20 protein-coding genes are annotated in these 20,177 nt (G+C 64.0%); 1 reads left to right on the forward strand and 19 read right to left on the reverse strand.

Features of this window, described 5'->3' with window-relative positions; translation table 11 throughout:
* Nucleotides 1–7 precede the first annotated feature (7 nt).
* The 18 genes from QDT69_RS00565 to QDT69_RS00650 all read right to left on the reverse strand — a co-directional run bounded on the left by QDT69_RS00565 (nucleotide 8) and on the right by QDT69_RS00650 (nucleotide 18,279).
* Nucleotides 8–820: a CbbQ/NirQ/NorQ/GpvN family protein gene (locus QDT69_RS00565; RefSeq protein ID WP_275945287.1), complete on the reverse strand. Its 813-nt coding sequence runs from the start codon at nucleotides 818–820 to the stop codon at nucleotides 8–10.
* A gap of 49 nt (nucleotides 821–869) precedes the next feature.
* On the reverse strand, nucleotides 870–1,889 hold the full coding sequence (locus QDT69_RS00570) for an alpha/beta fold hydrolase (protein ID WP_279704738.1): 1,020 nt from the start codon (nucleotides 1,887–1,889) through the stop codon (nucleotides 870–872).
* A gap of 34 nt (nucleotides 1,890–1,923) precedes the next feature.
* On the reverse strand, nucleotides 1,924–3,258 hold the full coding sequence (locus tag QDT69_RS00575; protein WP_279704739.1) for a cytosine permease: 1,335 nt from the start codon (nucleotides 3,256–3,258) through the stop codon (nucleotides 1,924–1,926).
* 95 nt (nucleotides 3,259–3,353) lie between these two features.
* Entirely contained in the window at nucleotides 3,354–4,391 is a 1,038-nt protein-coding gene (locus tag QDT69_RS00580) for an aliphatic amidase (protein ID WP_016845713.1), read from the reverse strand.
* Between the two features lie 33 nt (nucleotides 4,392–4,424).
* Nucleotides 4,425–5,117, reverse strand: a complete 693-nt coding sequence (gene urtE / locus QDT69_RS00585; RefSeq protein ID WP_279704740.1) for an urea ABC transporter ATP-binding subunit UrtE — start codon at nucleotides 5,115–5,117, stop codon at nucleotides 4,425–4,427.
* Complete coding sequence (gene urtD, locus QDT69_RS00590; RefSeq protein WP_279704741.1) at nucleotides 5,110–5,862, reverse strand: urea ABC transporter ATP-binding protein UrtD; 753 nt, start codon at nucleotides 5,860–5,862, stop codon at nucleotides 5,110–5,112. Before urtD ends, urtE begins: the two co-directional genes overlap by 8 nt.
* Nucleotides 5,859–6,998, reverse strand: a complete 1,140-nt coding sequence (urtC, locus tag QDT69_RS00595) for an urea ABC transporter permease subunit UrtC (protein WP_279704742.1) — start codon at nucleotides 6,996–6,998, stop codon at nucleotides 5,859–5,861. The genes urtD and urtC overlap by 4 nt, the downstream gene beginning before the upstream one ends.
* Before the next feature lie 16 nt (nucleotides 6,999–7,014).
* Nucleotides 7,015–7,884, reverse strand: coding sequence for an urea ABC transporter permease subunit UrtB (urtB, locus tag QDT69_RS00600; RefSeq protein ID WP_279704743.1), 870 nt, complete (start codon nucleotides 7,882–7,884; stop codon nucleotides 7,015–7,017).
* A gap of 128 nt (nucleotides 7,885–8,012) precedes the next feature.
* Nucleotides 8,013–9,263 carry a transporter substrate-binding domain-containing protein gene (locus QDT69_RS00605; protein ID WP_245453048.1) on the reverse strand — a complete coding sequence of 417 codons (1,251 nt, stop codon included), beginning with the start codon at nucleotides 9,261–9,263 and terminating at the stop codon, nucleotides 8,013–8,015.
* A 127-nt stretch (nucleotides 9,264–9,390) separates the two neighbouring features.
* Complete coding sequence (locus tag QDT69_RS00610; RefSeq protein ID WP_279704744.1) at nucleotides 9,391–10,032, reverse strand: ANTAR domain-containing protein; 642 nt, start codon at nucleotides 10,030–10,032, stop codon at nucleotides 9,391–9,393.
* On the reverse strand, nucleotides 10,029–11,183 hold the full coding sequence (locus tag QDT69_RS00615; RefSeq protein ID WP_198961004.1) for a transporter substrate-binding domain-containing protein: 1,155 nt from the start codon (nucleotides 11,181–11,183) through the stop codon (nucleotides 10,029–10,031). Before QDT69_RS00615 ends, QDT69_RS00610 begins: the two co-directional genes overlap by 4 nt.
* Before the next feature lie 276 nt (nucleotides 11,184–11,459).
* Nucleotides 11,460–11,909 (reverse strand): OB-fold domain-containing protein, encoded by a 450-nt coding sequence (locus QDT69_RS00620; protein WP_279704745.1) that lies wholly within the window; start codon nucleotides 11,907–11,909, stop codon nucleotides 11,460–11,462.
* Nucleotides 11,906–13,096 carry an acetyl-CoA acetyltransferase gene (locus QDT69_RS00625; RefSeq protein WP_279704746.1) on the reverse strand — a complete coding sequence of 397 codons (1,191 nt, stop codon included), beginning with the start codon at nucleotides 13,094–13,096 and terminating at the stop codon, nucleotides 11,906–11,908. Before QDT69_RS00625 ends, QDT69_RS00620 begins: the two co-directional genes overlap by 4 nt.
* Complete coding sequence (locus tag QDT69_RS00630; RefSeq protein WP_279704747.1) at nucleotides 13,093–14,376, reverse strand: CoA transferase; 1,284 nt, start codon at nucleotides 14,374–14,376, stop codon at nucleotides 13,093–13,095. Before QDT69_RS00630 ends, QDT69_RS00625 begins: the two co-directional genes overlap by 4 nt.
* A 52-nt stretch (nucleotides 14,377–14,428) precedes the next feature.
* Nucleotides 14,429–15,652, reverse strand: a complete 1,224-nt coding sequence (locus tag QDT69_RS00635) for an ABC transporter substrate-binding protein (RefSeq protein ID WP_279704748.1) — start codon at nucleotides 15,650–15,652, stop codon at nucleotides 14,429–14,431.
* 24 nt (nucleotides 15,653–15,676) lie between these two features.
* Nucleotides 15,677–16,627, reverse strand: a complete 951-nt coding sequence (locus tag QDT69_RS00640) for a PDR/VanB family oxidoreductase (RefSeq protein ID WP_279704749.1) — start codon at nucleotides 16,625–16,627, stop codon at nucleotides 15,677–15,679.
* Entirely contained in the window at nucleotides 16,624–17,943 is a 1,320-nt protein-coding gene (locus tag QDT69_RS00645; protein WP_279704750.1) for a Rieske 2Fe-2S domain-containing protein, read from the reverse strand. Before QDT69_RS00645 ends, QDT69_RS00640 begins: the two co-directional genes overlap by 4 nt.
* Nucleotides 17,944–17,955: 12 nt before the next feature.
* Nucleotides 17,956–18,279, reverse strand: coding sequence for a hypothetical protein (locus QDT69_RS00650; RefSeq protein ID WP_279704751.1), 324 nt, complete (start codon nucleotides 18,277–18,279; stop codon nucleotides 17,956–17,958).
* A 197-nt stretch (nucleotides 18,280–18,476) separates the two neighbouring features.
* Here QDT69_RS00650 and QDT69_RS00655 point away from each other — a divergent pair, with 197 nt between their 5' ends.
* Nucleotides 18,477–18,971, forward strand: a complete 495-nt coding sequence (locus tag QDT69_RS00655) for a MarR family winged helix-turn-helix transcriptional regulator (RefSeq protein ID WP_279704752.1) — start codon at nucleotides 18,477–18,479, stop codon at nucleotides 18,969–18,971.
* A gap of 8 nt (nucleotides 18,972–18,979) precedes the next feature.
* Here QDT69_RS00655 and QDT69_RS00660 read toward each other — a convergent pair whose 3' ends face one another.
* Nucleotides 18,980–20,173, reverse strand: coding sequence for a CoA transferase (locus tag QDT69_RS00660; protein WP_279704753.1), 1,194 nt, complete (start codon nucleotides 20,171–20,173; stop codon nucleotides 18,980–18,982).
* Nucleotides 20,174–20,177: the final 4 nt, after the last annotated feature.

Raw genomic sequence — 20,177 nt, forward strand, 5'->3', positions numbered from 1 at the left:
CGTCCATTCACGCAGAGGCCGAGATCACGTCGCGCAACGTGTTCCTGGTGTCTGCATCGTCGGTCAGCGGGACCACGATCGTGGTCTCGCAGGCCTTTTCGAGGCTGATGCCGCAGCCGATCAGGCGGCCGGCATTGACCAGCATCCGCGTCGACGCGCCTTCGTCGAGCCCCTGACCCTTCAGGTTGCGGCTGTGCTGGGCGATCTTCACCAGGAGATCGGCAAGGTTCGGTTCGATGCCGGCCTCGCGCGACACCACCTCGGTTTCCGCCGACCGATCCGGGTAGCCGAAATCCAGCGCGGCAAAACGCTGCTTGGTCGACTCCTTGAGGTCCTTGATCGCGCTCTGGTAGCCCGGATTGTAGGAGATCACGAGCTGGAAGTCCGAATGCGCGTGGATCAGCTCGCCACGCTTCTCCAGCGGCAGCACGCGCCGATCGTCGGTCAAGGGGTGGATCACGACGGTGGTGTCCTGACGCGCCTCGACGATCTCGTCGAGGTAGCAGATCGCGCCGAGACGCACCGCCGTCGTCAGCGGCCCGTCGCTCCACACCGTTCCCTCCGCATCGAGCAGCCAGCGCCCGACCAGATCCGCCGCCGTCATGTCCTCGTGACAGGCGACCGTGATGAGCGGGCGGCCGAGCCGCCAGGCCATGTATTCGATGAAGCGGGTCTTGCCGCAGCCGGTGGGGCCTTTCAGCATCACCGGCATGCGGTTCGCATAGGCCGCGCCGAACAGTTCGACCTCATCCTTGAGCGGCCGGTAATAAGGCTCCTGGCGGATGCGGTACTGGTCGAGCAGCAAAGCGGGATTGGACAAGCTCACGCCTCCCATGATCGCGCAGGCAGCCGTTCGCAATCGTTCGAACTCACGATGCGAGCAGTTCCTTGAGCTTGGTATCGATGAAGGCGACATCGACGGGGTTGGTCCCCGGCCCGCCCGCGAAGTGGCCCCAGATCGACGGCACCGGCACGAACTTGGCGTTCGGCATGTTCGCGACCTCGTTCTCGCTGTCTTCAGGCGGGAAGTAGAGATCGGTCTGTCCCGGCATGACATAGGTCTTGGCCTTGATCGCCCTCAGCGCGGCCTTGAAGTCGCCGTTGTAGATCTCGTTGGCGCTGATGTCGCCGTTCTGCCAGGTCCACAGCATGGTCAGCAGATTGTTGGGATCCTTCGGCAGGAAGAAGCCTTCCCAGAACGCCACCAGGAAATCCTCCAGCGACGAATAGCCGAGTGTCTTGATGTCGAGCTGTTCGCGATAGAAGGCCTGGGAGAAGCCCCAGCCGGCATAGACCCGCGCGGCGGCGCGCAGGCCGCGGGCGGGCTTGTCGGTGTACCAGCCCTCCTTCCAGGCGGCATCCGCAGTGAGCGCGGCCTTGACGCCTTCGAGGAATACATAATTGTGCCGCGAGCATTTCGCCGAGCCGCAGAACGGCGCCAACAGATCCATCATGTCGGGATAGAGCGCACCCCAATGGAACGTCTGCAACGCGCCCATCGACCAGCCGACCACCAGGCGGATGTGCTTGATGCCGAACTTCTCGGTCACCAGCCGGTGCTGGGCGCGCACATTGTCATAGGCCGTCACCTGCGGAAACCGCGGCCCGTTATACGGCTCCGGCGTGTTGCTCGGCGACGACGACAGGCCGTTGCCCAGCATATTGGGGATGATGATGAAGTACTTTGCCGGATCGAGCGCCATGCCCGGCCCGATCAGCCACTCATTGTCGTAATGCTGGCCGGAGTACCAGGTCGGATAGACGATCACATTGTCCTTGGCCGCGTTGAGTTGGCCAAACGTCTTGTAGGCGAGCTTGCAGTCACGGAGGGTCGCGCCGCGCTGCAAGGTCAGATTGCCGAGATCATAGATCTGATAGTCGACGCTCATTGATGTACCCTTCTTGCTTGACTGAGCTGATCGCTTAGGCGGGACGCGCCACCTTTTCGGTCGAAGACTCCACCCGCGCGATCGCCCCGTACATGATGCCGGCGACCAGCGCGGCTGATATCGCAGTGGAGAGCCCCGGCATCAGGTTTTCAACTGCAAAGGCGCACAGCGACCCGATGCCCCAGGCGATGAACGGCTTCGCACGCCAGTCGGTGTCCGCGCGCGCCTCGGTCCGCAGCAGATACTGATCGACCAGAATGATCGCGCCGATCGGCGGCACCAGGATGCCGAGCAGCGACAGCCACTGGATGAAGAACGCCCAGACATTGCCCGCGGCGACGACGATGCCGATGGCGCCGAGAATCACGGCCATCAGCCGCATGTTGGTGCCGAGGATCCGCGACCAGCCGGTCGCCGCATTGTACAGGCAGTGCGAGCAGACCGAACCGAGATTGGTGTAGAGGAAGATGAACGCGAGAATGCTGAGCCAGGTGAGCTGCTTGCCGTTCATGAAGCCGAACATGTTGTCGACACCGAATGGATTGGCGTTCGGCACGGCGAGCGCCGCCGTCATCACGCCGCCAACCAGCATCGCCACCAGATTGGCGAAGGGAAACGCGCTGAACGTGGCGAACAGCGACGCCCGCGGGCTCGGCGCCCAGCGGTTGAAGTCCGCGGTCACCGTGCCGGCGTCGATGAACAGCGCCAGCACCACGGTGAGGCCGACGCCCATCGACATGCTGGCCACGCCATTATTGCCGGCATAGCTGAATATCGCGGCTGCGGTCGTGGTCGACGCAGCATCGGCGGCGACCCAGAGGCCGAGCACGACGAACAGCGGTACCGACGCCAGCCCGATATAGTGCAATCCCTTCACCCCGACGAAGGTGATCCCGATATAGAGCACGCCGGCGACGATGGTCATCGCCACATAGTTGAGGCCGTAGGTCGAGGAGATCAATGCGCCGGTGATGCCGGTCTGCACCGCATACCAGCCGAGCAGCAGGGTCGACAGCAGGCCCGACGCCAGCACATAGCCCTTCTTGCCGAATACGATGCTCGCGATCAGCGCGAAGTTCATGCCGCGCCGGGTGCCGATCAGGCCGAGCGCGCCGACATAGGCGAACATGATCAGATTGCCGACGATCATCGCCACCAGCGCATTCTTGAAGCCCATGCCCAGCACCAGCAGCGATCCGGTCATCGCGCCGGTGATGATCATCGGAAAGCCCAGCCAAACCATGGTGACCGAGAAGGCGCTGCGCCGCGCGCTGATCGGCACCGGTTCGTGCTCGAATTCATGGCCGAGAAGGTCGTCGATCTGTCCTTCGGCCTGCTGAACCACTCCGCTATTCGATTGACCGCTCATGATACCCCCCTGTTTCCCCCGCGAGGAAAAATGACCGCGTTGCCTCGAAGCACGCCGGCGCGAACGGTCGCGCCGGCGCCGATCATCGGTGTCGCCTAGCGATGTGCGACTTTCTGGTTCGGAATGCCCTCGATCGGACACTCGTCGGTCCCGACGGTCGGACGGGTCATGGCCTCGACCATCTCCCGCGTGCCTTCGGGATCCGTGATCCAGTTCTTGTAGAAGGTGTACGGGCAGACCGCGTGGCCGCGATCGCCGTCTCCGGAGTTGATCAGGCCGGTGTAGCCGCGGTGCATCAGCTTGAAGAGATGGTTCTGCGACTGCATGTTGCGGCGGGCGTCACGGATCAGCGACACCGAGAGCTGGGCGTACTGGATGCCGTTCTCCTCGGTGCCGCACTCGCCGAGCGTCCTTCCGTCGAAGCCGATCAGCGCCGAATGGCCGAAGTAGGAATAGACGCCGTCGAAGCCCGACGCGTTGGCGACCGCGACGTAGCAATTGTTGGCCCAGGCCATCGATTTCGAGATCTGGATCTGCTGCTCCTTGGCTGGATACATGTAGCCCTGGCAGCGCACGATCAGCTCGGCGCCGCGCATCGCGCAGTCACGCCAGATCTCCGGGTAGTTGCCGTCGTCGCAGATGATCAGGCTGATCTTCAGCCCCTTCGGCCCTTCCGAGACGTAGGTGCAATCGCCGGGATACCAGCCCTCGATCGGCACCCAAGGCATGATCTTGCGATATTTCTGGACGATCTCGCCCTTGTCGTTCATCAGGATCAGCGTGTTGTACGGCGCCTTGTTGGGATGCTCCTCATGGCGCTCGCCGGTCAGCGAGAACACGCCCCAGACCTTGGCCTTGCGGCAGGCGTCGGCGAAGATGCGGGTTTCCTCGCCCGGCACCGACGACGCCGTCTCGTACATCTCCTTGGAGTCGTACATGATGCCGTGGGTCGAGTATTCCGGGAAGATCACGAGATCCATGCCCGGCAGGCCGAGCTTCATGCCCTCGACCATCTTGGCGATGTTGCGCGCGTTATCCAGCACCTCGGCCTTGGTGTGCAGACGCGGCATCTTGTAATTGACCACGGCAACGCCGACCGTGTCCTTGCTGCTCGATATATCTCCATGCAACATGTCTCGACTCCCTTTCCTGAACGATAATTCCCGCTACACGGCCATGTGCAGCTGGATGAGATCATCGGTGAGTTCACCGATCGCGCCCTTGGCGACGACGCGTCCCTTTTCGAGCAGCGCGAACCGGTGCGACGCGCGCCGCGCGAACGCGACATTCTGTTCGACCAGCACGACCGTGATCCCGCGCTCGCGGTTGAGCCGCGTGATCACGTCCTCGATCTGCTCGACGATGTTCGGCTGGATGCCCTCGGTCGGCTCGTCCAGCAGGATGACCTTGGGCTGGGCGAGCAGCGCACGCGCGATTGCGAGCTGCTGCTGCTGGCCGCCGGAGAGATTGCCGCCGTAGCGATTGAGGAAATCCTTGAGCACCGGAAACAGCTCGAGCACCCATTCCTCGATGCCGCCAGCGGATTTCGCGGCGAAGGTCCCGAGCGTCAGGTTCTCCCGCACGGTGAACTTCGGCAGGATGCCGCGGCCCTGCGGCACATAGGCGATGCCCGCCTTGGCGCGCTGATAAGTCCGCAGCGGCGAGATGTCGGCGCCGTCAAGCGACAGGCGCCCGGTGACCCGGTCCATCAGGCCGAGGATGCTGCGCATCAGCGTGGTCTTGCCGACCCCGTTGCGGCCGAGCACCGAGAGGAACTCGCCATTGCCGACCATCAGATTGATGCCCTGCAAAGCGCGGCTGTTGCCATAGAACGCGTCGACGTCGGTCAGCTCAAGCATGGCTGATGCCTCCCGATCCCAAATAGGCGCGGCGGACTTCGGGATGCGCCTCGACTTCTGCGGCGGTGCCCTCGGCCAGCATCTGGCCCATATGCATGACGGAAATGATGTCGCCGATCGCTTTCACAAAACCCATGTCGTGCTCGACCACGATCAGCGTGTGCTTGCCCTTGAGCCGCGCGAACAGTTCGGCGGTCTTCCGGGTCTCCTGCGCGGTCATGCCCGCGGTAGGCTCGTCCATCAGGATCAATTCAGCGTCCTGGGCGACCAGCATGCCGATCTCCAGCCATTGGGTCTGGCCGTGCGACAGATAGGCAGCCGGCCGATCGAGCTGCTCGGTGAGCCCGACCAGCTCGGCGAGACGCTCGATGTCTTCGCGCCCGGAGTTGCCGATATTCCAGCGTAGATTGCCGAGCACCGAGGTGCGGCGCGCCCGTGCCACGTCGAGATTCTCGCTGACCGAAAGCTCGCGGAACACGCTCGGCACCTGGAACTTGCGGCCGACGCCCGCGCGCGCGATCTCAAATTCCTCGAGATCCTGCAGCGCGGTGCCATCAAAGCTGACGGTGCCGGCGCTCGGCTTGACCTTGCCGCAGATGATGTCCAGCGCCGTGGTCTTGCCGGCGCCGTTCGGCCCGATCAGGCAGCGCAGCTCGCCCTTGCGCACGCTCATGTTGAGCGCGTTCAGCGCCTTGAAGCCATTGAAGCTGACCGAGACGTCACGGAGATCGAGATGCGAGCTCATGTGCTGCCCTCCGTCTGGCCGACGCCTTGCGCGACGCGGCCACTGGCGGCCTGCCGGCGCTGCACGATCCAGCGCCAAACGACCTGTGCGAGGCCGGCGAGCCCCTTCGGCAGGAACAGCACGACGAGCACGAACAGCGCGCCCATCACCAGCGTCCAGGTTTCCAGGAACGCCGCGGATTCCGACAGCGCGCCCTGCATGCCCGCGACCAGCACCGCGCCGAGGAACGCGCCGACCAGGCTCTGGCGGCCGCCGACGGCGCACCACACCACCACCGAGAGCGACAGCTGCACGCCGAGGAAGGTCGGCGAGGCAAACTCCATCACCACCGTGTAGAGCATGCCGGCGAGGCCTGCGATCGCGGCCGACAGCGCGAACACGAAGATCTGGTAGAGCGCGACGTCGTAGCCGAAGTAGCGCACCCGGCTCTCGTGATCGCGGATCGCCTGCACGATCAGGCCGGCCTTGGACTTCGTGAAGGCGAAGGCGACCAGCAGGCTGAGCAACACGCAACAGGCGACGAGATAATAGGTGGCGCGGCCATAGGCATCGAAGGCGACGCCGAAGATCTCGAGCTGGGCGAGATCGGTGATGCCGTTGAAGCCGCCGGTGTAGCTCTGCTGGTCGATGATCACGAGATTGATCACCACCATGGTGGCGAGCGTGATGATCGAGACATAGACGCCGGTCACACGTCCGCGGAACATGAACCAGCCGAGCGCCGCAGCAACCAGCGCCGGCACGATCAGTCCCGCGGCGATGGCGAAGGTCAGCGAGCGGAACGGCTCCCAGAACCACGGCAGATGCTGGACGTTGTTCCAGACCATGAAGTCCGGCAACCCGCTCGCGCCCGTATGCACCGGCACGGTCTTGAGCTTCAGCGCCATCGCCATCGCGTAGGAGCCGAGCCCGAAGCTCATCGCCTGGCCGAGGTTCAGGATCCCGCCGAATCCCCAGGATAGCCCCAGCGACACGGTGAGGATGCCGAGCACCAGATAGCGCGCGACCTTGTTGAGCAGGAAGTCGTTGTTGAGCAGCACCGGCAGCGCGAACACGATCGCGCAGACGATCAGCAGAGGTGCAAGCTGCGCGATCAGGCGCTGCAATCCGCTGGAGTTAGGAACATGCGACGGCATAGATGAGCGATCTGTCTCAGGCCCGCACGCGTGCGGTGAAAAGCCCCTCGGGGCGGAAACGGATGAGGACGACGATAGCGAGCAGCACGATCGCCTTGGCCACCGTGTCGTTCTGCAGGAACGCGATGCCGCCGGAGAGCTCGCCGAGGATGAAGGCGCTCGCCACGGTGCCGGCAAGGCTCTGCACGCCGCCGAGCACGACCACCATGAAGGCGTCGACCACATAGCCGGTGCCCATATCGGGCGACACGCTCTTGAGCGGCGACACCAACGCGCCGGCAAGACCAGCAAGGCCTGCACCATAGGCGAAGGTCAACGCGTAGACCCGCTTGGCGTTGATGCCGAACGAGGCGGCGACCGAGCGGTCCTGGATGATCGCACGCAGCTTCATCCCGACCGGGGTGCGGTTCATCAGCAACCAGGTTGCCCCGAACAGCGCGATCGACACCACGAACAGGAACACCCGATACGACGACACCGAGATGCCGAACACGTCCATGCTGTCGGACAGCGCCGGCGGCAGCTGCACGTAGCGCAGCTCGCTGCCGACCGATAGCCGCACCGCCTGCTGCAGCATGATGCCGACGCCCCAGGTCGCGAGGATCGTATCCAGCGGCCGGTTGTTGAGCAGGCTCAAGACATAGCGCTCGATGACCCAGCCGAACGCGGCTACCACGAGGAAGATCGGAACCAGGCTCGCCAGCAGGCCGAGCCCAAGATAGGTGTGAAACACCCAGGCGGCATAGGCGCCGAGCATCACGAACTCGCCATGGGCGAGATTGATGATGCCCATCGAGCCGTAGATGATCGACAGGCCGAGCGCGACCAGCAGCAGGATCGACCCGATGCTGAGGCCCGTGACGATTTGTTCGATGAATTGGTCCACGTCGGGATCCGCTCCTCAGTGTTCGTTTGATGCGCCCTGCCCCTCGCACGATGTGTGCGAGAAGCAGCATTCGTTGCGGGAAGCCGGCCGCCGGCGCCGCACGCCGACGGCCTTCGTCAGCCCCGCCGTCAGCTCTTCTCGACCAGGCCCTTCTCGGTGCAGGACTGCCCGGGATAGGCCGCGTATGGCACCGGCTTCAGCCAGTCCTTGGCCTCGACGAGAATCTCGAACTGGCCGTTCGACTTGGCCTGCGCGATCTTGGGCCACAGCCAGGTGTGCAGGTTCTCCGGCTCGATCTGGACCTTGCCCTGCGGCGCAATCATGCTCTGGCCCTTGACCGCGTCGCGGATGTTGGGCGGCGTGAGGTCGCTGGTCGCAAGCTTCTCGACCGCCTGCTTGAACAGATAGGTCTGGAAGTAGCAGGCCTCCGAGACGAAATGCGTCACCTTGTCGGCGCCCCAGCGCTTCTTGTAGGCCTCGACGAATTTCTCGTTCTCAGGCGACTTGTGCACCATGAAGTACGGCGCCGAGGTGAAGTGACCGGCGGCGGCCTCGCCGCCCATCGCCGCGACCTCGTTCTCCGACGTCGTCAGACTCGCCATCGGCATCTTCTCGGGATCGAGCCCGGCGGCCTTGTACTGACGATGCAGCGCGACCACGGAATCGCCGACCACGGTGGAGAAGATCACGTTCGGCTGGGTCGAGCGGATCTTGTTGATGACGGAGGAGAATTCGGAATGGCCCAGCGGCACATATTCTTCCGCCACGACCTCGCCGCCGAGCTTCTCGAGCAGCTTCTTGCAGTAGTTGTTCTCTTCCTTCGGATAGATGTAGTTGGAGCCGATCAGATAGAACTTCTTGCCGAATTTCTTGACCAGCCAGGGCACGAACTCGTCCTGCTGCTGGTTCGGCACCGCGCCGGTGTAGATGACGTTCTTCGAGCACTCGCGGCCCTCATAGAGCGTCGGATACCAATAGAGATTGTTCTGCCGCTCGAACACCGGGAGCACCGCCTTGCGGCTCGCCGAGGTGTAGGAGCCGAACACGCTGACGCATTTGTCGCCGACGACGAGCTTGCGCGCCTTCTCCGAGAAGGTCGCCGGATCGGATGCAGGATCCTCGACGATCGGGACGATCTTGCTGCCCTTGATGCCGCCGGCGGCGTTGATTTCCTCGATCGCGAGCAGCGTCGCCTTGTTGAGCGATTCCTCGATGATCGCGGTCGTTCCGGTCAGCGAGAACAGCACGCCGACCTTGATCTCGCCGCCCGCGGCGTAAGCGAGGTCGGCGTTCTTGATCCAGATATGCGGCAGTCCGGCGCCGGCAAATGCGCCAAGCGCCGCGGTATTCCTCAGCAAAGTCCGCCGTGAAATGCTCATCCCTAGCTCCCTTCAGGACTGAAAAAACAAAAAGCCCTCCCGATGCGCGCTTACGCGAGCATTGGGAGGGCTTTGTTGCCGGTTGTGTCGAAGGCGGCGCTGTCGCCGCCGGCCCCGCTATTGGGGCTTACTGTTGATGATCGTAGCCAAGCAGTTCGAACGAGTCAACAATCGCCGCGGCGACTGCGCTTGCCGACACGCGACGATCCATCGCCTGCCGTCTGATGAAGCCATAGGCTTCGGTTTCCGGCATCTGCCGCGTCGCCATCAGGATGGCCTTGGCGCGCTCCACCGTGCGCATCGAGCGCAGATTGTCGTCGAGCTTCTCGATCTTGCTGCGCAGCCGCCGCTCGTAACCAAACTGGCTGCGCGCCAGCACGAGGCTCGACAGCACCGCATTTGGCGTGAACGGCCGCGGCAGCACGGCGTTGGGCGTCGCATGACACAGCGCATCGGCGTGAACGGCTTCCGTCGCCGGCAGGATTACGACCAGCGCCGAACGCGCATCGCCGGGAATCCACGGCAGACGCCGCGCCAGGTCAGGAGAATATTCGCAATAGACCACGTCGGCGTCGGCCGGCACGCTTTCCGGCATCGGCCAGACCTGACGCACCCGCATCCGGAATCGCTGCAATTCGCGCAGCAGCATGCCGACCTGATCGTCGACCGGTGCGACCACGACCGCCGAGAGGTCGGCGAGTTCCTGAACCATGGTCTTGCGTCCGCCGACGTCTCGGCTGAGCTGCGGCTTACGCGACATTTCGTTCATTGGACGCTTCCTGTTTGCGTTGCACGACCATATCCGATCAGGAACGGATCCGCATGCACCGGCTCTTTTGATTGGCTGACGACATCGAACTGTCCCTGGCGGTTGGCGCGTCCGATCCGGGTCCACAGATCGGTATGCCCCGACATCGGGTTGACGGTGACAGCACCTTGCGGTGCATCGAAGCTGGTGCCGAACACCATGGAGCGGAGCACTTCGGTGTCGAGCGAATTGACCTGCTCGAGCGCTTTCGCAAACAGATGCAGCTGGAAATAGGACGCCTCGGCGCACATGTTGGTCGAGATGTCGGCACCGAACCGCTTCTTGAAGCGCTGCACAAACGCGTTGTTGGCGCTGCCTTCGACGCCCTGGAAATAGGATGCCGCCGTGACGTGTCCTTCGCCGACGTCGAAGCCCATCGCGGCGATTTCGGCTTCCGTCGTGGTCAGGCTGGCGATCGGGACCTGTTTCGGATCGAGCCCGACATTGGCATAGGCCTGATAGAGAAACACAGTGCCCTCGCCGACGACGGTCGAGAAGATCACGTCGGGCCTGACACGCTTGATGTCCTGGATGATCGGGACGAAGTCCTGCCAGCGCGCGTAGACATTGACGTAGCGCTCGCCGACGACCGAGCCGCCGTTGCTCTTGAGCAGCTCCCGCATCACCCGGTTGGACTCGCGCGGATAGATGTAGTCCGAACCCACGAAATAGAATCGTGTTCCGAACGTATCCATCAGATAGCGACACAGCGCGAGGCTGTTCTGATTCGGCGAGGCGCCGGTGTAGATGACGTTCGGCGACGCCTCGAACCCCTCATAGAGCGTCGGGTACCAAAGCAGACCGTTCAGCCGTTCGACGACCGGCAGCACCGCCTTGCGGCTCGACGAGGTGTAGCAGCCGAATATAGTGCTGACCTGATCTTCGACCATCAACCGTTTGGCGTAGTGGCCATAGGCGGCCGAGTCCGAGCCAGGATCATAGGCGACGGGAACCAGTTCGCGGCCGCAGACCCCGCCCGCCTCGTTCACCTCCTCGATCGCAAGTTGCGTGCCCTGATACTGGGTTTCCTCGATCACCGACATGAAGCCGGTTCGCGAAAACAGGACTCCTATCCGCCACGGAGCGGAGGTCGCTTGGGTAGGATTCGACATGATCAGGCCCTCGACAGAATTGGAGGGACGAGAGGGATTATTGTTCTTGTTGCTCTCGAACAGCATTGCCGGGAGCGGAAGATTGCATGTCATCTGCCGCGAGACAAGGACCCTCGCAGCTCATCCTGTCAGCGACGCTGACGCGAAAGCAGGCAAACCGGATGTCGCGCGCGCGACGGATCACAGGCGCAGCGGACCTTGGGCCAGCTATCTCCGGTAGACGCGCGATCGATTGCCCGTATCAGGCGCAGGGATGGATAGTCACTCCGGGGAAACCTAGAGCCGGCGCCATTGCAGCAGGGAGTAAGTCGGATCCTGCTCCGGGTGATGCTCGAAGACCCCCTCGACATCGGCGCCGATCGCAACCGTCTGTTCGGGATCGCCGAGCAGATTGCCGACCATGCGAATGCCGTCGGCATGCGGCAGCTCGACAAGCACCGCGATGTAAGGTCCATGCCCTCTGAGCGCCGCATGCGACGGATGCCACGCGCGTTCCCAGCTGTAGATCCGGCCGCGTGGCTCGACTTCGATCCAGGCCGGGTCGAAGGCGTGGCAGCGATGGCAGAGCCATTCGGGTCCGAACTGCCACGTGTTGCAGCGACCGCAGCGTTGCACCAGGAGCTTGCCCTGACGCAATCCTTCCCAGTAAGGCGCAGACAGGCCGTCAGGTTCTGCAACCGGGATCGGCAGGCCTGCCGGGAGATAGCGCGTGCTCGGATTGCTCATAACGTGGCCTCCGACCCCAGAATGAGATTGCTCGCGGGAGAGACCATCGGACCTCCGATGACCAACGCGACGTCGCTGCGCGGAGCCTGGCTGGTCGACGTGCCGCGCACCTGGCGCACTGCTTCAAGGACGAGTTCGAAGCCGTGCATGTAGCATTCGGCGAGATTGCCGCCGCTGGTGTTGAGCGGCAGCCGTCCGGACGGCGCGATCAGGTTCTCGAAGGTCAGGAAGTCGTTGGCCTCCTCCGGCTTGAAGAAGCCGTGCTCCGCCAGCGCCATCACGACACCGCCGGTGAAATTCTCGTAGGCCTGGACCACGCCGACATCCGACGGCCCGACCCCGGCCATCCGATAGAGATCGGGGGCGACGGTGTCGAAGCTCGCGGTGGCGTAGAGCGGCGCGTTGTGCGCCGTCGCCGCCGCGCGATGTCCGGATCCGAACGCGGCACCGAGCAGATAGGCCGGCTTGCGTCGGAATTCCGCGGCGCGCTCCGCCGATACCAGCACCAATGCCGCTGCGCCGTCATTTTCCATGCAGCAATCGTAGAGATGGAACGGCTCCACGATCCAGCGCGAGGCATCGTACTTCTCGACGTCCAGCGGCTTGCCTTGCATCACCGCGCGCGGGTTGGCCTGGGCATGGTGGTAGGACGCGAGCGCAATTGCGCGCAATGCCTCCTGCCGCACGCCGTGCTCATGCATGTAGCGCTGCACCCGCATGGCAAAACGCTGCGGCGGCGCCAGCACGCCATAAGGCATCAGGTAGGACCGTTCGCCTGAAACGGTGTGGATACCGCCCGCCTGTCCGAAGCGGCCATACTGGCCCTGCGCCAGCGAGCGGAACACCACGACGCAATCGGCGAGGCCCGCGACGATCGCGGCCGCCGCATTGGCAACCGCAGCGCAACAACCTCCGCCGCCTCCGCCCCATTGCATGGTGGCGGAGCGCAAGCGATGCGTCCCCAGTGCCGCGGCCAGCCGTGAGGCCTCGCTGCGATCGTCGCTGTAGGACGCGAACCCATCGATCTCGCGCGGATCGAGTCCGGCATCCTCGCACGCCGCCAGAATGGCCTTCAGCGCGAGCTTGAATTCCGGATCGGGCGAAGCGCCGTGGCGATAATATTCGGTTTCACCAATCCCGATGACCGCCACACGGCCCCGCAGCGTCCGCTCGTCGCGCCCGGTCACGGCTTGGCATCCTGTCGCGAGGGCTGGCTGCCGAACGCCCCGCCCTTGGCAAGCCGCGCGATCTGCGCCTCATCGTAGCTGAGCAACTCGCGCAGCACATTTTCGGTGTGCTGCCCGACGGCCGGCGCCGCAACGGGATCGGCGATCGGTGTCCGCGAATAGCGGATCGGCAGGTTCACGTTCGGCACCCAGCCCACGGTGTCGTGCGGGATCCTTGTGACGATCCCGCGCTCCCTTGCCTCCGGGGAGCGAATCGCCTCGCCGACGCTGCGCACCTGGCCGCAGGGAACACCGGCTGCGCGCATGCGCGACTGCCAGTGCGACCAGGGCTGCCGGGCAAAGGCATCGCCGAGAATCGCGAACAATTCCTCGCGCCGACGAATTCGATCGGGGCCGGTTGCGTAGATCTCGGCCGCCGCAAGATCCTCGCGCTCGAGAACCTGCGCCGTCAAGCGTTGAAAGATCTTGTCATTGCCGCAGTTGATATAGAACGAGCAATCGCTCGCCAGGAACACGCCCGACGGACAGGTGTCCGGGCTGGTGTTGCCGCTTCGCTTCGGATTAGCATTGTTGAACAGCGACTGCATCGTCGCGTAGCCGGTCATCAGGACGGCATTCTCGAACAGCGACACCTCGATGGCCTGGCCCTGCCCGCTGCGCTCACGCGCGAACAACGCGCCGAGGATCGCATTGCTGGCCATCATCGCGGTGCTGATGTCCATGACAGGCGACAAAGCCCGCACGCCCTCCCGGTCGGCATAGCCGTTCATCGACACGAAGCCGCTCTCGACCTGGGCGATCGGATCGAAGCCGAGCCGATCGGAGAACGCCCCGTCGCGGCCATAGGCCGACACCGAGCAGTAGATGATCTCGGGCTTGATCTTGCGGCAGCTCTCGTAGTCGAGCCCGAGCCGCGCCATCACGCTGGCCGAAAAGTTCTCGACGAGAACATCAGCCGTCGCGATCAGCTCACGCGCGACCTTCAAGCCCTCGGGCGACTTGAGATCGAGGGCAACGCTGCGCTTGTTGCGGTTGGTCCAGAGGAACGGCGCTCCGTGCCTGAGATCGGGATGCACCGGCGGATAGCGGCGCAAATCGTCACCGCGGCCGGGCGCTTCGATCTTGATCACCTCGGCGCCCATGTCGGCGAGGATCATGGTCGCAAACGGTCCGGCGATGAAATGCGAGAAATCGATCACGCGGACACCCTCGAGCGCCCTTGGCGCATCGACGGGGCGCGGCGTGTGCTCGGGGAAGTCGGCTTCAAGCTGTTCCAGCATTGGGAGATCCGTCAGTTCGAGGGTGTTGATCCGAGGGCTGCGGCCGTCGTCGTCAATTGCTCTTCGATGACTCAACGAGCGAGCAGCCGCCCTGGTCGAGCGGCCGGAACGCTTCCGGCCCTGTGAGCACGCCGACCTGCTCCATAAGATCCCACTTGCTCTTCGACGCATTCGGGCTCTTCACCTTGAAGATGTACATGTTGTGAATGGCGCGGCCGTCGGCGCGCACCACGACCGGCCCGAACAAGGCGTCGTCGATCGGCGCCTCCTTCAGCTTCTGGATCACGGCCGGTGCGTCGTTGGTTCCTGCCGCCAACGCTGCGTTCAGATAGGCCAGCACCGAGGAATAGACGCCGGCATGAAATGCAGTCGGGGATTGCCCATGCTGCCGTTCGCTGAATTTGGCGGACCAGGCGCGGCTGGCATCGTTGAGATCCCAGTAAAACGGCTGGGTGATGATCAGCCCCTCGCCGACCGCAAGCCCGCTCGATTCGACATCATTGGTGGTGGTCAGCAGCGCCGCGAAGGTGCGGCCGCTCTGCTTCAGCCCGAATTCGGCGGATTGCTTGATCAGGCTGACGGTGTCGCCACCGGCGGTCGCGAACGCGATCACATCGGCGCCCGAACCTTCGGCCTGCAGGATGAACGAAGCATAGTCCGCATTGTTGATCGGCACATTGACCGATCCCAGAACGGTGCCGCCGCCCGCGCCGATCACTGCCGTGCCGTCGCGCACCATCGACTTGCCGAGCGCATTGTCGGTGGCGACGAAGTACCATTTCTTGCCGCCATGACGCACGAGATAGGCACCGATGGTGTGCGACGCCGCCCAGGTGTCGAAGGTCCATTGAATCGTGTTGGGCGAGCAGTATTTCCCGGTCAGGTCGGAAGATGCCGCGCTCGATGCGATCAGCGCCGCCTTGGTGCCGCGCACGACTTCGTTGACGGCGAGCCCGACAGCGGAGTTCGGAACGTCGGCGACGGCATCAACCTTCTCCTGATCGATCCAGCGGCGGGCGATTGCGGCGCCGACGTCGGCCTTGTTCTGGTGATCGGCCGAGACGATCTCGACCTTGAAGTCGGGATGAAGCCGCATGAAGTCCTCGGCAGCCATCCTGGCTGCCGTCACCGAACCTTCGCCGGCGTTGTCCGAATACGGGCCGGACGCGTCGTTGAGCACGCCGATCTTCAAGCTGCGCGCAGCGTCCGCCGATGCCGGCGAGGTGACGCAAAGGACCAGAAGGGATATTCCGACAACACGTGAAAGATACTTCATTGGTTCCACCCGTGGATATTATTCTTAGAGATCGAGCACGAGCGTGCGGGACCTGGCGCCCGAGCAGCAGATCATCACACTCTTGTTCGCCGCCTGCTCGTCCTCGCTCAGAAACTGGTCGCGATGATCGGGTATGCCCTCGAGCACGCGCGTCTCGCAGGTGCCGCAGACCCCTTCGGTGCAGGCGTAGTTCGCGGCAATCCCGGCATCCAGCAACGCGTCGAGGATGGTCTTGCCGGCCTCGACCGCAATGGTGCGATTGCTTCGCGCGAGCTTGACCTCGAAGCCGCCTTCAGTCGCCGGAGCTTCCCGCGCCTTGAAATATTCGACATGCATGCGATCGGCCGGGCGACCAGCCGTCGCCGCCTCGAATGCCGCAAGCATGGGCACCGGACCGCAGCAGTAAAGGTGCGCGCGAGCCGGCGCGTTGTTGACGATAGCCGCAAGATCGAAAATACGTCCCGATCGCTCGTCGTCGAAATCGAGATGTACCCTCGATCGATACGAGCCGAGCTCGTCGAGAAATGCGGCCGCGGCCCGCGTCCTTGTGGCGTAGAACAGGTCCCAGCGGCGTTCGAGCGCTTGCAGGCGCCGGATCATGGACAGCAGCGGCGTGATGCCGATGCCCCCGGCGATCAGGACCGAATGCTCGGCCTCTTCATGAAGTGCGAAGTTATTGCGCGGCACCGAGATCGTCATGACGTCCCCGACCCTGACGGTGTCGTGAACAAAGCTGGAGCCGCCGCGGCTCTCGGCGTCCTTGTTGACCGCGATGACATACCGATGCCGCTCGCGCTGGTCGTTGACCAGCGAGTAGCTGCGGATCATGCCGTTCGACAGATGCATGTCGATATGACTGCCTGCCGTGAACGGGGCCAGTTCATTGCCCGTCCGCGCGATCAGTTCATAGGAATTGATCCGCTCGGCCTCGTAGCCGATACGCTTGACCAGTACCTGCTGGCTAGCTGCGTTCACAGCTCGTACCCGAAATCGGCGCCGAGCTTTGCCCGCATGAACGGTGCGCCGACATCGACCCAGGAATCTTCCGGCGGCAGACGCAGCGACACCGCCCGCACCATGAACACGTCGGGGTCGGACACGCCCTTCGGCCTGATCGCGTGATCGCGATAGGCGCCGAGCGCCTCCAGGATGAAGCGCCGCGTCATCGCGATGCCGGTATCGCTCGAGCAGAGTGTCTCCTTGGTGCGATCGAAGATCGGCGAGACTCCGCTCTGGCAGGCGCCGTCCTGCACCCAGAGCCCCGGCAGGCCCGAGAACCAGGTGGTCCGCTGCGCCTCGTAGTCGAACTGGAAACCGTTCTGCGGATTGTATTTGGTCCAGTAGCCCGCATACGGCACCGTCGGCGGGTGCTGCACCAGCGCGTGGCGGCTGGCATGGCCGCTCTCGCGGCCCTTGTGGCCTTCGGCGAAGACCTGCCGCGTCTTCTCCAGCAGCGGCTCCGACGGATGATAGGAGAACATGATGCAGAGCGTGTTCTCGTCATCGATCGGCACCCAGGCATGCCCGCTCAAATCCGGAAACGGCGACAGCGGGGGCACCAGCGTATAGAACGGCAGCAGGAACTGGTTGACCCGCCAATACAGCGTGTTGGCATCGTAGTTGCGCCGCGCGGCGATGCTCATGCCGAAGTCCTGCTTGATGCATTCGAAGGTCGGCCGCAAGTCGCGCTTCTGGATCCAGGCGCTCGTCGTGCCCTGCGCGTCGAGCCGCCCGTGCAGCAGCGGCGCATGCGCCGAGTCGATCTCGCCCTCCACCGCCTGCAGCCAGTTGCACTCCTGGACGCGAACCGAGATGTGCACCTGCTCCGCCGGCACCAGATTCCATTCGAGGTTCGGCAGCGGCGGCAGCTCGGCCTGGTCGGGACCCATATAGGTCCAGATCATCCCGTTGCGTTCCTTGCAGGGATAGGCCTTGATCCGCACCCGCTCCTTGAGGCGGCTGCGCACCGGCTCGGCCGGCATATCCGTCACCGCGCCGCTGACGTCGAATTTCCAGCCGTGATAAACGCAGCGCAGCCCGCAATCCTCGTTTCGTGCAAAGATCAGCGGCGCACCGCGATGCGGGCAGGCCTGATCGACCAGCCCGATGCGCCCCTCGGTGTCGCGGAACGCGACCAGATCCTCGCCAAGCAGCCGGATGCGCTTCGGCTGTCCGTCCTTGGCAAGGTCCGCCGACGGCAGGAAGGGAATCCAGTACAACCGAAAGAGATCGCCGAGCGGCGTGCCCTTGCCGACCCTCACCAGGCGTTCATTGTCTTCGCGCGAGAGCATGGGTTGTCTCCTTCAATTGCGTGCAGTCGGAGCTGCCGCGCCGAGAAGCGCGGCGATACGGTCGGACAGTCCGAGATCCCTTGCGGTCCAAAGCGGGTCGGATGCGGCGAGCGGCTTGCGTGGAATCGGTGGCTGCTTGCCCTCCTCCACCAGCTTGACGATCAATTCGATGCGGCGCCGCTCGAGATCGCGCAATGCGTCCTCGACGACGGCGGCTTCCGCCGTGCATCCCGGCAGCTCCGGATAGGCAAGCCGAACCCGCCACTGCCCCGGCTCGGTTTCGACCGCCTCGGCCTCCAGCAGATAGGGAATCGACAGCAGCTCACGCAGGTCCAAGTTCAACCTCCCCGAACGACGTCTTCGCATCGCCATTTGATACGTATACGTACTACATCGCCAAATGCGTGACAAGACCGAAAGCAGTCGCATGGTGCGGGGAACAGGCTGGGGTGCGATTGACCGCAGGGTTGAGGACGACAGGCCAAGCTGCTAACGGCTAACGCGAATTCGTGAAACCGGAGTCCAACGACGGCATGGCAGCCGACAAGGCAAAGAAGACCAGCTCGGCCGCAGACGTTGCGCGCGACTGGCAACTGGAAGGCGGCGTCGGATTTCTGCTGCGGCTGCTGGAGGCCCGCTACGACGGGCTCTATCAAAGCATGACGCGCCAGAGCGATATCACGCCGCGGCAGTTCGGCGTGCTGATGGCGCTGTATCAGTTGGGCCCACTCACCCCCTCCGTGTTGGCCGACCGGATCAGTTGCGACCGCAATACGCTCAGCGAGATGCTGAAGCGGATGGTCGCGCGCAAACTGGTCGCGAAGAAGGACAATCCCGACGACCGCCGCTCGCTTCAGGTGCAGATCACCGCGAAGGGCGAGGAAGCGCTGCTGGCCGTGATCCCGGCGGCCGCTCAGTTGCAAGAGATCATGCTGGCGCCGCTGCGCAAGGAAGATCGCGCGCATTTCCTGAAATGCCTGCTGGCGATCGCGAAGGCTCCGTCGCCGGACGCGCCGTCCGATACCTGAGATCGCGGCTAGGCCTGGGCTCTGCCAAACGTGCCCGCCGCCGCGAGCGCCGCGATTGCGTCCGGCGACAATCCGAGGAGCCGCGACAGCACATCGTCCCGCTGCGCGCCGATCCCGGGAACCTGACCTCCCATCGGCGTATCGGCCCCGGACATTTGCCATGGTGCATTGACGCCGACGAAGTCGCCGGCGCCATCCGACACCGTCGCAAACACACCACGCTCGCGCAAATGGGCATCGGTCAGCGCCGCGCCCGGCGTCCGGTATTCGGCGCAGGGAACGCCGGCGCGATCCAGCGCCGCGACGCATTCGGCGACGGTGTGGCGTTCGGTCCATTGCTCGATCACCTGCATCATGGCGGTCCAATTGGCACCGCGCGCCGGAATGGTCGTAAAGCGCGGATCGTTCGCCAGCTCTTCCTGTCCGGTCACCTCGCACAGCGCGGCAAAATTGCGCGGCGTCACCGGGGCGATCAGGATATCGCCGTCGCGGGTGCGGATCGGCCCATAGGTCGGACGCGGCGCGCGGATCGGGAATTGCGCTTCCTGAAGCTCATAGACCAACAGGTTGAGCATGCAGTCCATCAAGGCCACATCGACGCGCTGCCCCTTCCCGGTGCGTTCACGCTGGACCATCGCGGTCTGGATCGCGGAGTAGCCGAAGATGCCGCCAAGAATGTCGGCGACGAAGATCGCTCCTGCCGCGGGACGCTCGCGGTCGCCGGCATAGCGCATCAGCGAGGTATCGAATCCGCTCTCGGCATGCACGATCATCGCATAAGCCGCGCGTTCAGCGGCGGGGCCCGACTGGCCATAGCCCGAGATCGAACAATAGATCAGCCGCGGGTTGATCTCGCGCAACGCGTCATAGCCAAGGCCGAGCCGGTCCATGACACCGGGGCGGAAATTCTCGACGACAATATCCGCTTCCGCGACCATGCGATGCACCAGCTTGATGGCGTCGGCGTTCTTCAGATCGAGCGCCAGGCTGCGCTTGCCGGCATTGAGCTGGCCGAAATAGGTGCTGTGGCCGTCGCGCAGCGGCGTGCGCAGCCGCATGTCGTCACCCTCCGGCGGCTCGATCTTGATGACCTCGGCGCCGACATCGGCGAGCAGCCGCGCGCAATATGGTCCCGCCACCATGATGGAAAAATCCAGCACCCGCACCCCGGCGAGCGGCGCCCTGTCGCCATCCTTCTGCATCCGA

Source organism: Bradyrhizobium sp. CER78 (assembly GCF_029846235.1).
GTDB lineage: Bacteria > Pseudomonadota > Alphaproteobacteria > Rhizobiales > Xanthobacteraceae > Bradyrhizobium.